This window comes from Nonomuraea sp. NPDC049486 (genome assembly GCF_040676925.1).
Classification (GTDB): Bacteria; Actinomycetota; Actinomycetes; order Streptosporangiales; family Streptosporangiaceae; genus Nonomuraea; species Nonomuraea ferruginea.
The window spans coordinates 25,104-37,670 of the sequence record NZ_JBFAPV010000027.1 but is presented as its reverse complement, the minus strand read 5'-3'; the positions used below and the strand labels follow the sequence as shown (position 1 = coordinate 37,670).

At 71.6% G+C, this 12,567-nt stretch carries 12 protein-coding genes; 3 read left to right on the top strand and 9 right to left on the bottom strand.

Annotated elements, in window-relative coordinates; all coding sequences use genetic code 11:
* Nucleotides 1-28 precede the first annotated feature (28 nt).
* The 5 genes from AB0K05_RS42370 to pepN all read right to left on the bottom strand — a co-directional run bounded on the left by AB0K05_RS42370 (nucleotide 29) and on the right by pepN (nucleotide 7,136).
* Nucleotides 29-1,288, bottom strand: coding sequence for a sugar ABC transporter substrate-binding protein (locus AB0K05_RS42370; RefSeq protein WP_364237196.1), 1,260 nt, complete (start codon nucleotides 1,286-1,288; stop codon nucleotides 29-31).
* Between the two features lie 12 nt (nucleotides 1,289-1,300).
* The gene (locus AB0K05_RS42365; protein ID WP_148029934.1) at nucleotides 1,301-2,107 is read right to left on the bottom strand and encodes a carbohydrate ABC transporter permease; all 807 of its coding nucleotides are present in this window, start codon (nucleotides 2,105-2,107) and stop codon (nucleotides 1,301-1,303) included.
* Complete coding sequence (locus AB0K05_RS42360; RefSeq protein ID WP_364237193.1) at nucleotides 2,100-3,047, bottom strand: sugar ABC transporter permease; 948 nt, start codon at nucleotides 3,045-3,047, stop codon at nucleotides 2,100-2,102. Before AB0K05_RS42360 ends, AB0K05_RS42365 begins: the two co-directional genes overlap by 8 nt.
* Nucleotides 3,044-4,267 (bottom strand): ROK family transcriptional regulator, encoded by a 1,224-nt coding sequence (locus AB0K05_RS42355; protein WP_364237190.1) that lies wholly within the window; start codon nucleotides 4,265-4,267, stop codon nucleotides 3,044-3,046. Before AB0K05_RS42355 ends, AB0K05_RS42360 begins: the two co-directional genes overlap by 4 nt.
* A 340-nt stretch (nucleotides 4,268-4,607) precedes the next feature.
* The gene (gene pepN, locus AB0K05_RS42350) at nucleotides 4,608-7,136 is read right to left on the bottom strand and encodes an aminopeptidase N (RefSeq protein ID WP_364237188.1); all 2,529 of its coding nucleotides are present in this window, start codon (nucleotides 7,134-7,136) and stop codon (nucleotides 4,608-4,610) included.
* Between the two features lie 81 nt (nucleotides 7,137-7,217).
* Here pepN and AB0K05_RS42345 point away from each other — a divergent pair, with 81 nt between their 5' ends.
* Together AB0K05_RS42345 and AB0K05_RS42340 are read left to right on the top strand one after the other, a co-directional pair.
* A complete protein-coding gene (locus tag AB0K05_RS42345) occupies nucleotides 7,218-7,838 on the top strand; it encodes a DsbA family protein (protein ID WP_148029937.1) in 621 nt (206 codons plus the stop codon).
* 106 nt (nucleotides 7,839-7,944) lie between these two features.
* Nucleotides 7,945-9,348 carry an aldehyde dehydrogenase family protein gene (locus AB0K05_RS42340; protein WP_364237185.1) on the top strand — a complete coding sequence of 468 codons (1,404 nt, stop codon included), beginning with the start codon at nucleotides 7,945-7,947 and terminating at the stop codon, nucleotides 9,346-9,348.
* A gap of 3 nt (nucleotides 9,349-9,351) precedes the next feature.
* Here AB0K05_RS42340 and AB0K05_RS42335 read toward each other — a convergent pair whose 3' ends face one another.
* Complete coding sequence (locus tag AB0K05_RS42335; RefSeq protein ID WP_364237182.1) at nucleotides 9,352-10,080, bottom strand: SDR family oxidoreductase; 729 nt, start codon at nucleotides 10,078-10,080, stop codon at nucleotides 9,352-9,354.
* 9 nt (nucleotides 10,081-10,089) lie between these two features.
* Complete coding sequence (gene def / locus AB0K05_RS42330) at nucleotides 10,090-10,575, bottom strand: peptide deformylase (RefSeq protein WP_364237180.1); 486 nt, start codon at nucleotides 10,573-10,575, stop codon at nucleotides 10,090-10,092.
* Nucleotides 10,576-10,680: 105 nt separating this feature from the next.
* Here def and AB0K05_RS42325 point away from each other — a divergent pair, with 105 nt between their 5' ends.
* Nucleotides 10,681-11,151 (top strand): ribose-5-phosphate isomerase, encoded by a 471-nt coding sequence (locus AB0K05_RS42325; protein WP_148029941.1) that lies wholly within the window; start codon nucleotides 10,681-10,683, stop codon nucleotides 11,149-11,151.
* On the opposite strand, the gene AB0K05_RS42320 is transcribed toward AB0K05_RS42325, so the two are convergent.
* Nucleotides 11,148-11,294 carry a hypothetical protein gene (locus AB0K05_RS42320; RefSeq protein WP_187281010.1) on the bottom strand — a complete coding sequence of 49 codons (147 nt, stop codon included), beginning with the start codon at nucleotides 11,292-11,294 and terminating at the stop codon, nucleotides 11,148-11,150. The genes AB0K05_RS42325 and AB0K05_RS42320 overlap by 4 nt on opposite strands.
* Nucleotides 11,295-11,308: 14 nt before the next feature.
* Nucleotides 11,309-12,538: a GNAT family N-acetyltransferase gene (locus AB0K05_RS42315; protein WP_364237176.1), complete on the bottom strand. Its 1,230-nt coding sequence runs from the start codon at nucleotides 12,536-12,538 to the stop codon at nucleotides 11,309-11,311.
* Nucleotides 12,539-12,567 lie beyond the last annotated feature (29 nt).

Sequence of the window (12,567 nt, the reverse complement as noted above, 5' to 3'; positions counted from 1 at the left end):
GGGATCTGTCTCCTGGATGTTGAGTGGTTCAGCCGAGCAGGGCGTCGACCTCGGCGGCGGCCGCCTTGAGCGCGTCCGCCACGGGCTTGCGGCCGGACGAGGCCTCGGTCAGCTCCTTGGTCACCGCGTCCTGCATCTCCTGCTGGCGCTCGATGACCGGCGGCAGCGCGATCGACTCCAGCGAGTCGAACACCGCCTGCCGGTTGGCCGGCACCGGGTCCTGCAGGTAGCCGGACAGGAGCTGCTGGTCGGACACCGGCGGGAGCTCCCACGAGCTCTTGATACGTGTCCGCGCCGCGACGTCGGACGACGACAGGAACCTTGCCCAGGCGTACGCCTCCTTGCCCGCCTTGGCGCCGGCCGAGACCGCGACCGCGTTGTGGAAGACGGCGCTGGCCTTGGCCTTGTCACCGGGTTCGACGACCACGTCCCACTGGAACGGCGCGTCCTTCATGCCCGCGAACTGCCAGATGCCGTTGTGCCACATGGCGAGCTTGCCGGACTTGAACAGGTTCGTGTCGTAGTCGGCGGTGCCGCCGATCTCGGCCTCGGTCGGCATGACCTCGCCCACCTTGGACACCAGCCACTCGGCCGCCCGTGCGCCCTCGGGGCTGTCGAACGCGGCCTTCTTGCCGTCCGCCGACAGGAACTCGCCGCCCGCCTGCTTGAGCGTCTTGTAGAACTCGAAGAACTGCACCGGCTGGAAGTCGCCGAACACGCCCTTCTTCCGGTCCGTCAGCTTGGCCGCGGCGGCCTTCTCGTCGGCCCACGTCCAGTCGCTCGTGGGCGGCTCGACCCCGGCCGCCTCGAACAGGTCCTTGTTGTAGAAGAGCACCACGGTCGAGAACGAGGCCGGCAGCGCGTACTGCTTGCCGTCGCGCTGGAAGGCGGCGAGCGACTCCCCGGCGTACACCGAGGTGTCGCCGTCGCCCGCGACCGTGCCGAGATCGAGCAGCGACCCGGCGCTCGCGTACGTGACGAAGTTCTCGTAGTTCAGCTCGAAGGTGTCGGGCGCGGTGCCGCCCGCGATGCTGGTCTGCAGCTTGGTGAAGTACTCGTCGAACGGCGCGGTCTCCACCACCACGTCGATCTTCGGGTTCTCCTTCTCGAACGCGGCCACGATGGCGTCCAGGTCCGCCACGTGGTCCGGCGCCGCCGAGAACGTGAAGTACCGCAGCGTCGTCCTGTCGTCACCGGCGGCGGGGGCGCGGGTGGCCGAGCCCTGGGAGCAGGCGGAGGCGAGCAGCGCGGTCGCGAGGAGGGCGGCGACCTTGGTTCTACTGAGCATGGGGGGATTCCTTTACTTGAGCCCGCTTTGCGCGACGCTGGCGATCACGTGTTTCTGTGCGAAGACGTAGAGGATGAGGATCGGGACGACGCTGATCACCGAGCCCGCCATGACGACGTCCCACTCGGTGGTGAACTGGCCGTGCAGCGTGGCCAGGCCCAGCGGGAGCGTCATGAACTCGGGGGAGCGGATGATGATCAGCGGCCACAGGTAGCTGTTCCAGCTGGCCATGAAGCCGAAGATGGCGAAGGTCGCGAGGGCCGGCCTGATCAGCGGGAGCACCACGTACAGAAAAATCCGGAAATGTCCGGCGCCGTCGAGGACGGCGGCCTCGTCGAACTCCTTCGGCACCTGGTTGATCGCCTGCCGCAGCAGGAACACTCCGAAAGCCGAGGCGATCGTCGGCGCCAGCAGCGCGAAGTAGGTGTCGACCAGGTTGAACATCCGCATCTCGATGAAGAGCGGCACCACCAGCACGGGCAGCGGCATCATCAGCGTCGCGAGATAGACGGCGAACAGCGCGCCCCGGCCGGGGAACGGCAGCCGCGCGAACGCGTAGGCGGCCATCGCGCTGGTGACCAGCTGCATCGTCGTGGACGCGGCGCCGATCCACGCGCTGTTGGCCACGATCCGCCAGAACGGCAGCGTCTCCAGCAGCTTCCCGTACGCGTCCAGGCTCGCCCCTTCGGGGGTGAGGTCGGGCGGCACGGCCAGCACGGCGTCGCCGGGCGTGAGCGAGGTGATCACCGCCCACGCGAACGGGAACAGCATCACCACCGCGCCCAGCCCGACCACCAGGTGACGCAGCGCCTTACCCATAGGTCACCCACCGCCTCTGGCCGCGGATCTGCACGATCGTCACCAGCAGGACGAGCGCGAACAGCAGCCACGACAGCGCCGAGGCCGCCCCCGCGCGCCCGTACCGGAACGTCAGGTCGTAGATCTGCGACACCACCACCTGCGTCGCCCCGCCGGGCCCGCCGCCGGTCATGATCTGCACCTGGTCGAACACCTGGAAGCCGTTGATCAGCGAGATCACCACGACGAAGAACGTCGAGGGCGACAGCAGCGGCAGCGTGATGTGCCGGAACCGGCGCACCGCCCCCGCCCCGTCGACCATGGCGGCCTCCTGGTACTCGCGGGGGATCGCCTGCAGGCCCTCCAGCAGGATGATCATCACGAAGCCCAGGTCCTTCCAGGCCGAGGCGAGGATGATCGACGGCATCGCCCAGTCCGGGTCGGTCCACCAGCCGGGCCCGCTGACCCCGATCAGCCCGAGCACCCAGTTGACGATGCCGGAGGCCGGGTTGAGCAGCCACTTCCACATCAGCGCGACCACGACCCAGCTCGTGATCACCGGCAGGAAGTAGACGCCGCGCAGCAGGCTCCTGGCGGGCATGGCCCTGTTGAGCAGCAGCGCCAGGCCGAGACCGCCCGCGTAGACGAGCGGCAGGTAGCCCGCGATGAAGTACAGCGTGTGGCCGAACGCCGCCCTCGTCCCCGGGTCGCCCAGCAGCTCGGCGTAGTTGTCCAGGCCGACCCAGCGCATCTCGGTGATCAGGTCCCACTCGTGCAGGCTCGTCCACAGCGACGCGACCATCGGCACCAGCGTGTAGAGGGTCAGCGGGACCAGGCTGGGCAGCAGGAACACGGCCACGGTCGCGGCGTACCGCCACCGCCGCCGCGGCTCCCGCCGGGTCCCCGCCTCCGGCGGGCTCGCCGTCAGCGTCACGCCCGTGGCGGGGGGCCTTGCGGTCACGGTGTCGTCCCGATCAGGCGGGCGCGGACCAGGCGGCCCTGCTCGCCGGCCGCCCCCGCCGCGTCGAACGGGGTCGCCAGCACCAGCGCCGCCGCCCCCTGCGCCCAGCTCGTCTCGTCCCAGCTCTCGACCTCGACCGAGATGTCGCGCCGCCCCGGGTAGAGCTGGGCCCGCAGCGCCCGGTCGAACCCCACCTGCCAGAACGGCCAGTCGGCGGTGCCCTCGCCGAGCACCACCACGACCTCCGGATCCACCACGTTGACCAGCCCGGCCGTGGCCCGTCCCAGGATCTCCCCGGCCTCGGCGAACACCTCGCACGCCACCGGGTCACCGCCCACGGCCGCCCGGCCCAGCGCGGCCACGGCCCCCAGCGGATCCGCCACGCCGTCCGGGGCCGGCGCGTCGCCCGACCGGGCGCGGGCCGCCGCCAGCAGCCCCGCGGAGCCCACGAACGCCTCCAGGCACCCGCGGGCCCCGCACCCGCACGCCGGCCCCCGCGGGTCCACGCACAGGTGGCCGAACTCGCCCGCGCCGCCGCGCGCCCCCCGGTACACCCGGCCGTCGGCCACGATCGCCGCGCCGACCCCGCGCCCGATGGTCAGGACGAGGAAGTCCCGGTGCGTACGCCCCCTGCCGTACAGCCGCTGGGCCGCCGCCAGCGCGTTCACGTCGTTCTCCACCAGCACCGGCAGGTTGAGCCGCCGCCGCAGCCGCTCCCCGACGGGCATGGCCTGCCATCCCAGCGTGGGCGCGTTGACCGTGCCCACGCCCTGGTCGTCCACCCCGCCGGGCACCCCGACGCCCACTCCGAGCAGCGGCGGCCCGTCGGTGATCGCCGACAGCACCGACTCGATGGCGTCCGCCAGGTCGCCGGGCGCGTCGGCCGCGCCGGGGTCGAACGGCCGCACCCACGACCCGAGCACCTCGCCGTCCAGCCGCACGTCCACCAGCACGAGGTGGTCGGCGGTCACCTTCACGCCCAGCGCGTGCCCGGCGCCGCCGACGAGCCCCAGCCGCTGGGCGGGCCGTCCGCCGCGCGACGGCTTGAGGTCGAGCTCCTCGAGCATGCCGTGCCCCATCAGCTCGCGGGTCAGCTGCGTGACGGTCGCCGGGCTGACGTCCAGCTCGCGGGCGATCTCGCTGCGGCTGAGCGGCCCCACCGTGCCGAGCAGGGCGAGGATCGCCGTACGGGTGAGATCTCCGCGGTCGCTACCGGCCATGAGCTCACTTTCTTCAGCAATAAAGTTAGTGCTGAAAATATGAGCCCCGCGCAACACCCCTGTCAACCCCCGGAAACACGAAAGCCCCTCTCCCATCAGGGAGAGGGGCGGGACATGTGAGTGGCGATCGCCCAGCCCTCTCCCGGCAGGGAAAGGGAGGGCGGTCGTCCAGCTCCTCTCCCGGCAGGGGAAGGGGCGGGATGTGTGAGGGGCGGTCGCCCAGCCCTTCTTCCAGGAGGAAAGGGGCGGGGCATGTGAGCCCCAGCCCCTCCCCGGGAGGGGCTGGGCGCACGTGTAACGGCCCCCTCCCGGTGGGGGAGAGGGCCGTTACGGAGGGTCGCTAGGCCGCGTCGCGCGCGCGGTTGCGCAGCGCGCGGCTCACGCCGTCGGCGCCCTCCAGGATGAGCCGGCGCAGCGCCTGCGGCGGCCGCTCCGCGTCCAGGTACGCCTGCGCCGCCCGGACCGTCTCCTCCTCGATCAGCAGCGCCGGGAAGCACCCGACCGCGAACGTGGAGGCCTGGTCGAACGTCCACTCCCGGTAGATCCGCCCCACCTCGGCGAAGTACTTCTCCCGGTAGGGCGCCAGGAGCTCGGGGTGGTGCGGGTCCTGGAACCCGGTGATCGTGGTGCGGGCGATGTGGTTGGGCAGTTCGCCGCCGATGATCCGCTCCCACGCCGCGGCCTTGGCCTCGGCCGTGGGGACGACGGCCCGGCACAGCGCCGCCGACCGCTCGCCGGTGGCCGTCGGGTCGCGCCGCAGCTCGGCCTCGATGTCGTCCGGGCCCAGCTCGCCGCCGCTGACCAGCGCGGAGGTGAGGGTCCAGCGCAGGTCGGCGTCGACGCTCAGCCCGTCGGGCACGTCGGTGCCGTCGAGGATGGCCCGCAGCACGGCCAGGTCCTCGGCCGAGGTCGCGACGGGCGCGAACGCCTGCAGGTAGGCGAGCTGGTGGTCGGAGCCGGGCTCGGCCGCCGCCAGCAGCGCGCGCAGCTCGCGGGCCAGCAGCGCCATCCCCTCGGGCCGCCACGCCGGGTCGGCGTACTGCTGGACGGCCTGCCGCGCCTGCCGCAGCACGGTCTGGAGCACGGTCAGGTCCTTGACCGTGCCCACGCCGGAGGCCACCAGCTTGACGTAGTCGCGGGTGGACATCTCGCCGTCGCGCGTCATGTCCCACGCCGCCGACCAGCACAGCGCCCGCGGCAGCGACTCGGTGAATTTCGCGATGCCGCCGTCGACGAGCGTGCGCAGCGACCGCTCGTCCAGCCGGATCTTCGCGTACGTGAGATCGTCGTCGTTGATCAGCACGAGGTCGGGCTGCTCCTTGCCGGCCAGCTCGGCCACGACGGTGCGGGCGCCCACCACGTCCAGCTCGACCCGCTTGGTCCGGGTCAGCTCGCCGCCGGCCAGCGAGTAGAGGCCGATCGCGACCCGGTGGGAGCGCAGCGTCGGGTAGTCGGCCGGCGCCTCCTGGAGCACCTCGAACCGGGTGAACCTGCCGTCGGCCACCTCGAACGACGGCCGCAGCGTGTTGACCCAGGCGGTCTCCAGCCACTCCTTCGACCACGCGGACAGGTCACGCCCCGAGGTCCGCTCCAGGGCGGTGAGCAGGTCCTTCAGCTCGGTGTTGCCCCAGGCGTGCTCGTTGAAGTAGTCGCGCACGCCCGCCAGGAAGTTGTCCAGCCCGACGTAGGCGACGAGCTGCTTGAGCACCGAGGCGCCCTTGGCGTACGTGATGCCGTCGAAGTTGACCTCGACCGCCTGCATGTCGGGGATGTCGGCGGCGATCGGGTGGGTGGACGGGAGCTGGTCCTGCCGGTAGGCCCAGGCCTTCTCGACGTTCGCGAACGTGGTCCACGCGCCCTTGCCCCACCGGGTGGCCTCGGCCTGGGCGAGCACGGACATGTAGGTGGCGAACGACTCGTTCAGCCACAGGTCGTCCCACCAGCGCATGGTGACCAGGTCGCCGAACCACATGTGGGCCATCTCGTGCAGGATCGTCTCGGCGCGCCGCTCCACCACCGCGTCGGTGACCCGGGAGCGGAAGACGTAGTCCTCCAGGAACGTCACGCAGCCCGCGTTCTCCATCGCGCCCGCGTTGAACTCCGGCACGAACAGCTGGTCGTACTTGCCGAACGGGTAGCGGACCCCGAACACCTTGTGGAAGAAGTCGAACCCCTGGCGGGTGACCTCCAGGATGTTGTCCGCGTCGAGGTGCTCGGCCAGCGAGGCCCGGCAGTAGACGCCCAGCGGGATGCCGTCGTGCTCGGACGTCACCTTGTGGTACGGCCCGGCCACCAGGGCGGTGATGTAGGTGGACATCACCGCTGTGGGCGGGAACGTCCACCGCTTGGTGGCGCCCTGCTCGTCCACGGCGGAGGCCGCCGCGTTGGAGACCACCTCCCAGTCGCCCGGCGCGAGCACCGTCAGCTGGAACGACGCCTTGAGGTCCGGCTGGTCGAAGCAGGCGTACATGCGGTGGGCGTCGGCCGTCTCGAACTGGCTGTGCAGGTAGACCTTCTGGTCGACCGGGTCGACGAAACGGTGCAGGCCCTCGCCGGTGCGCATGTAGACGCAGTCGGCGTCGACGACCAGCTCGTTGGACTCGGCCAGCGAGGGCAGCGGGAAGCGGCCCTGGTCGGCGTCGTAGGCGGACACGTCGAGGTCCGCGCCGTTGAGCGTCACCTTGCGCACGCGCGCGCCGTGCAGGTCGATGAACGTGTCGGCGCCCGGCCTGGTACAGGCGAAACGCACCGTGGTCACGCTGTCGAAGCGCTCCTCGCCCGCTGTCAGGTCGAGCGCCACCGCGTAAGATTCGACCTTCAACAGGCGGGCCCGCTCGCGTGCCTCGTCCCGGGTCAGGTTGCCTGCCAAGTTGCGCTCCTTTTCAACCACTTCGTCGGGGTCAGCCGGATCCCTGGAATAGGATTCGAGCCTCCCCAGGTTATGGCCCACATGAGCGAGAAGACTCCTGTGGATTTGTGGTTCGATCCTTTCTGCCCGTTCGCCTGGGTGACGTCACGATGGCTTCTCGAAGTGGAGAAGGTTCGCCCCATCGAGCCGCGCTGGCACATCATGAGCCTCAACGTGCTCAACGAGGGCAAGGACGTCCCCGAGGCCTACCGCGAGCAGATCGTCCGCGCCATCGGCCCGGTCCGGGTGGTGGCCGCGGCCGCCGCCAAGTACGGCGACCACGTCGTCGGCCCCCTCTACACCGAGCTCGGCACCCGCTTCCACAACCAGCGCGCGATCAGGCGCCTCGGCGACCTGCGCGACACGGTCCAGGACGCTCTCGCCGCAGCCGGCCTCGACACCGCCCTCGCCGACGCCATGGACTCCACCGAACACGACGAGGCCGTGCGCCGCTCCCACGACGAGGGCATCGGCCTCGTCGGCCAGGAGGTCGGCACGCCCGTCATCCGCGTCGGCGACAACGCGTTCTTCGGCCCCGTCATCACCTCCATCCCGCGCGGCGAGGACGCCGGACGCATGTGGGACGGCGTCCTGCTCGTCACCGGCTTCGACGAGTTCTTCGAGCTCAAGCGCTCCCGTACGAGCGAGCCCCGCTTCGACTGATTTTCGACTCCACTCGGTAGGAGAACGTGACAAGCCGGTTGATACAGCTCACTCCGTGGTGAGCCGCGGTCTCGCCATGTGACCCGCGGCACGCCAGGATGAAGCTATGCGTCAGCTATACATCGGCGGTTCGTGGGCCGCCTCCGCCTCGGGAGAGGCCATCGATGTCGTCAATCCGGCCACCGAGGAGATCATCGACCGGGTGCCGGCGGGTGCGCCGGCCGACGTCCAGGCCGCGGTGGCGGCCGCGCGGCGCGCCTTCCCCGGCTGGTCGGCCATGCCGCCCGCCGAGCGGGGCAAGCTGCTGGCCGCCGCCGCCGAGCTGCTGAAGCAGCGGGCCGACGAGGTGGCCAGGACGATCGCCACCGACATGGGCTCGCCGCTCGGGTTCGCGCTGAAGGTGCAGACGCTCATGCCCGCCGGGGTGCTGGCCTCCTACGCCCAGCTTGCCGACAGCCATCCGCTCGAGACCCGCGTGGGCAACTCGCTGGTGGTCAAGGAGCCGGTGGGCGTGGTGGCCGCGATCACGCCGTGGAACTACCCGCTGCACCAGATCGTCGCCAAGGTGGCCCCCGCGCTGGCCGCCGGCTGCACGGTCGTGCTCAAGCCCAGCGAGGTGGCGCCGCTGGCCGCGTACGCGCTGGCCGAGATCTTCCACGAGGTGGGCCTGCCCGCCGGGGTGTTCAACCTGGTCAGCGGGCGCGGCCCGGTCGTCGGCGAGGCCATGGCCGGCCACCCCGACGTCGACCTGGTCTCCTTCACCGGTTCCACCGTCGCAGGGCGGCGGGTCGCCGCCCTGGCCTCCGACGGCGTCAAGCGGGTCGCGCTGGAGCTCGGCGGCAAGTCCGCGAACGTCATCCTGCCCGACGCCGACCTCGGCGCGGCCGTCAAGGTGGGCGTCGCCAACTGCTTCATCAACGCCGGCCAGACCTGCTCGGCGCTTACCCGCATGATCGTGCACCGCGACCGCTACGACGAGGCCGTCCGCCTGGCCGTCGAGGCGACCGCCAAGTACACCGTCGGCGACCCGTTCGACGAGACGACCAGGGTCGGCCCGCTGGTGTCGGCGGCGCAGCGCGACCGGGTGGTCCGCTACATCAACCGCGGCCAGGAGGAGGGCGCCAGGCTCGTGGCCGGCGGCACCGACAGGCCGCTGCCGCGCGGCTACTACGTCGAGCCGACCGTCTTCGCCGGGGTCGAGCCCGGCATGGTGATCGAGCAGGAGGAGATCTTCGGCCCGGTGCTGTCGATCATCCCCTACACCACCGAGGACCAGGCCGTCGAGATCGCCAACGGCACCCCGTACGGGCTCGCGGGCGCGGTGTGGGCGGCCACCGAGGAGCGCGCCGTCGCGGTGGCGCGCAGGCTGCGCACCGGGCAGGTCGCCGTCAACGGCGGCAACTTCAACCCGATGGCCCCCTTCGGCGGCTACAAGCGCTCCGGCATCGGCCGCGAGCTGGGGGAGTACGGGCTGGAGGAGTTCTTCGAGATCAAGGCGCTGCAGCTCTAGCCGCTACAGCACCATCCCGCCGGTGGCCCGGATGCTCTGCCCGGTGATCCATCGCCCGTCGGGGCCGGCCAGGAACGCCACCACGGCCGCCACGTCGCCGGGCGTGCCCAGCCGTCGCAGCGCGGTGAACCGCGGTGCCTGCTCCAGGGCCTCCGGCGGGTTGGCGGCGCGCAGCATGTCGGTGTCGGTCGCGCCCGGCAGCACGTTGTTGGCCGTGATGCCGCGCCCGCCCAGCTCCCGCGCCGCCACCTTGGCGAACTGCTCCACGGCGGCCTTGGTGGCGGCGTACAGCGCGATGGCGGGCGCGGGGACCTCGGTGTTGAGCGTCGAGACGTTGATGATCCGGCCGCCGTCGCGCATCACCCTGCCCGCCCACTGGACGGCCAGGAAGACGGCCCGGGTGTTGACCGCGAACATCCGCTCGTACAGCTGCGGCGTCACGTCGGCGATCAGCGCCGGCCCGGTCTCGGCGGCGTTGTTGACCAGGATGTCGACGCCCGGCAGCCGGTCCTCGGCCGTGGCGAGCAGCCGGGCGAGGTCGTCCTCGCTGCCCTGGTCGCAGCGCACGGCGAGGGCGCCTGTCTCCTTGGCGACCCGCTCGGCGGCCGCCGCGTCCTGCCGGTAGCTGAAGACCACCTCGGCCCCGTCGGCCGTCAGCCGCTCCACCACGGCTCTGCCGATGCCGCGCGAGCCCCCGGTCACCAGAGCGCCCTTTCCGGAAAGCACAGTCATGCGCCCACCCTAGGTTCGGAGCATGATCTCGCGCGCGTCGTTCTTCGGCAGCCGGTCGACGAACAGCCGGCCGTCGAGGTGGTCGGTCTCGTGCTGGAAGCAGCGGGCCAGCGAGCCGCGCGCGCTGATCCGTACGGGCCGCTCCAGCCGGTCGACGCCCGTGACCGTCACCCCCGCGGCGCGGGCCACCGGCGCGTAGGCCGGCAGCTTCGTCCGCCGGTCGGGCACCGACAGGCAGCCCTCCTCGTCGACGACCTCCGCGGGGTCGTCGACGGTCAGCACCGGGTTGACCACGTGGCCCTTGCGCCCGCTGATGTCGTAGACGAACAGCCGCCGCGCGACCCCGATCTGCGGGCCCGCCAGGCCCACCCCGCCGACCGCGTACATCGCCTCGAACATCTCGTCGATCAGCCGGCGCAGCTCGCGGTCGAAGCTCCCGACGGGCTCGGCGGGCGTGCGCAGGACCGGATCGCCGAGCACGCGGATCTCGCGCATGAGGGCTCCCCTCTCAGTAAGGACCAGTGGCCAAAGGAGTTCCTTACTCTAGCGATCAGGGCCGCGGTCGGAGCCGCCTCTGCCCCGCTGTGGAAGACTGGTGAGGTGCGTGTCTACATCGGTGCCGACCATGCCGGCTATGAGCTGAAGAACCACCTGGCGTCGTGGCTGAAGGACCACGGTCACGAGGTGACCGACTGCGGTCCCTTCGTCTACGACGCCGAGGACGACTATCCCGTCTTCTGCCTGCGCGCCGCCGAGGGCGTCGCGGGCGACCCCGGCAGCCTCGGCGTGGTCATCGGCGGCTCCGGCAACGGCGAGCAGATGGCCGCCAACAAGGTGCGCGGCATCCGGGCCGCGCTGGCCTGGAGCGAGGAGACCGCCTCCCTGGCCCGCGAGCACAACAACGCCAACGTCGTCTCCATCGGCGCGCGCATGCACTCCACCGAGGACGCGACGAGGTTCGTCGAGGTCTTCCTCACCACCGCGTTCTCCGGCAGCGAGCGCCACAGCCGCCGCATCGCCCAGGTAGAGGCCTACGAGACCATAGGGCAGCTGCCCTCGCTCCCGGGCTAACCCCGCCGTTTGCCCTCGCGCCTGGGCGTCTCGTCACGCAGGGGCCGCCGGTCGGCGGTCTCCTGCTGTTCCTTCGACGGGCGCGACACGTCACGCGCGCGCATCGCCGTGATCGCGGTGATCTGCAAGCTCTGCAGGGCCATACGGCGACTGTACGTCAGAAGACGAGACCGGCGAACGGCTTCGGCTGCCAGGCCATGGCCGTGGCCAGCGCCCGCACCGCGCCGGGCGTCCGCTCGCCCAGCATCCCGGCCGCGTGCAGCGCGCCCAGATCGCCGTCGCCGAGGTAGGCCGAGCCCAGCGCCGCCACGTCCAGCGTGACGTCCGGCTCCTCGTCCACCCGCTTGCACTCCGCCCCCGCGGTGTCGGCGCGCAGGCGCCGGCGGCCCGCGTTCCACGGGCACACCTCGTCGGCGACCTCCAGCACCAGGTCCACCGGCGCCGCGTAGGCGCGCGACTCCAGTGCCCTGTCGACCTCCACGAGGCGTACCCACAGCTCGTCCGACCAGCTGGGGCGGAGCTGGCGGTGGTTGGCCATCAGCGCGAACAGCGGGTCGTCCACCGGCCTGGCGTGGGCCACGATCCGCGTCACCAGGTCACGGTCGAGCACCCCGCGCCACAGCAGCGCGTACGCGGCCGGATCGGCGGCGAACAGCTCCTGCAGCCGCACCTCGCCGTCGGGCATGCCGTCGCCGTCCCAGCCGCTCTTGATCCGGAACAGCGCGTAACCGCGCACCCCGTCGTCGTCCTCGGCCAGCAGCGACCGCAGCGGGCCCGCGCCGTTCTGGTCGAACTCCTCGTCGGCCAGGATGGCGTCCCAGAACGCCGCGTTCCGGTCGTACAGGCCGGGCCGCGAGCCGGCGACGGAGCCGAACAGCCGCTCGTACTCGCCGCGGACCTCGGCCGGCTTGACCACCCGCAGCCGCAGCGACGGGTCCACCGGGGCGCCGGGGACGAACGCCGCGCCGTGCCTGGCGATCGTGAACGACATCTGCCCCGCCGCGCGCCCGTAACCGAACCGCCCGTAGATCGGCGCCTCGGACGCGTACAGCGCCGCCACAGGCTCCCCGCGCTCGCGCACGTCGGCGAGCTGCCTGCGCATCAGCGACGACAGGATGCCGCGGCGGCGATGCGAGGAGAGCACGGCGACGGCCGTCACGCCCGCGACGGGAAGCCGCCCGCCCGGCACCGTCATGGTGAAGCTGTGCACCGACGTGGAGGCCACCATCGTGTCACCGTCGAAGACGGCGAGCGTGCGGTCGAACTCCGTCTGCGCCTTCCACCGCTCGGTCTGCCGCGGATGCGGCGTCCAGTTGAAGCCCTCGGAGAGCACGCCGGCGAACGCCGGCCATTCGCTCTCGGCGATCGGACGGATCGGATACGTCATCCGTCCACGGTACGAGCGAGCCCTCGCCG

Excerpts from the sequence above, each read along its gene's own strand:
- def (WP_364237180.1), bottom strand. The coding sequence starts at position 10,575 with ATGCGCGAGATCCGCGTGCTCGGCGATCCGGTCCTGCGCACGCCCGCC.
- AB0K05_RS42355 (WP_364237190.1), bottom strand. The coding sequence starts at position 4,267 with ATGGCCGGTAGCGACCGCGGAGATCTCACCCGTACGGCGATCCTCGCC.
- AB0K05_RS42345 (WP_148029937.1), top strand. The coding sequence starts at position 7,218 with ATGAGCGAGAAGACTCCTGTGGATTTGTGGTTCGATCCTTTCTGCCCG.
- AB0K05_RS42365 (WP_148029934.1), bottom strand. The coding sequence starts at position 2,107 with ATGGGTAAGGCGCTGCGTCACCTGGTGGTCGGGCTGGGCGCGGTGGTG.
- AB0K05_RS42320 (WP_187281010.1), bottom strand. The coding sequence starts at position 11,294 with ATGGCCCTGCAGAGCTTGCAGATCACCGCGATCACGGCGATGCGCGCG.
- AB0K05_RS42340 (WP_364237185.1), top strand. The coding sequence starts at position 7,945 with ATGCGTCAGCTATACATCGGCGGTTCGTGGGCCGCCTCCGCCTCGGGA.
- AB0K05_RS42370 (WP_364237196.1), bottom strand. The coding sequence starts at position 1,288 with ATGCTCAGTAGAACCAAGGTCGCCGCCCTCCTCGCGACCGCGCTGCTC.
- AB0K05_RS42315 (WP_364237176.1), bottom strand. The coding sequence starts at position 12,538 with ATGACGTATCCGATCCGTCCGATCGCCGAGAGCGAATGGCCGGCGTTC.
- AB0K05_RS42335 (WP_364237182.1), bottom strand. The coding sequence starts at position 10,080 with ATGACTGTGCTTTCCGGAAAGGGCGCTCTGGTGACCGGGGGCTCGCGC.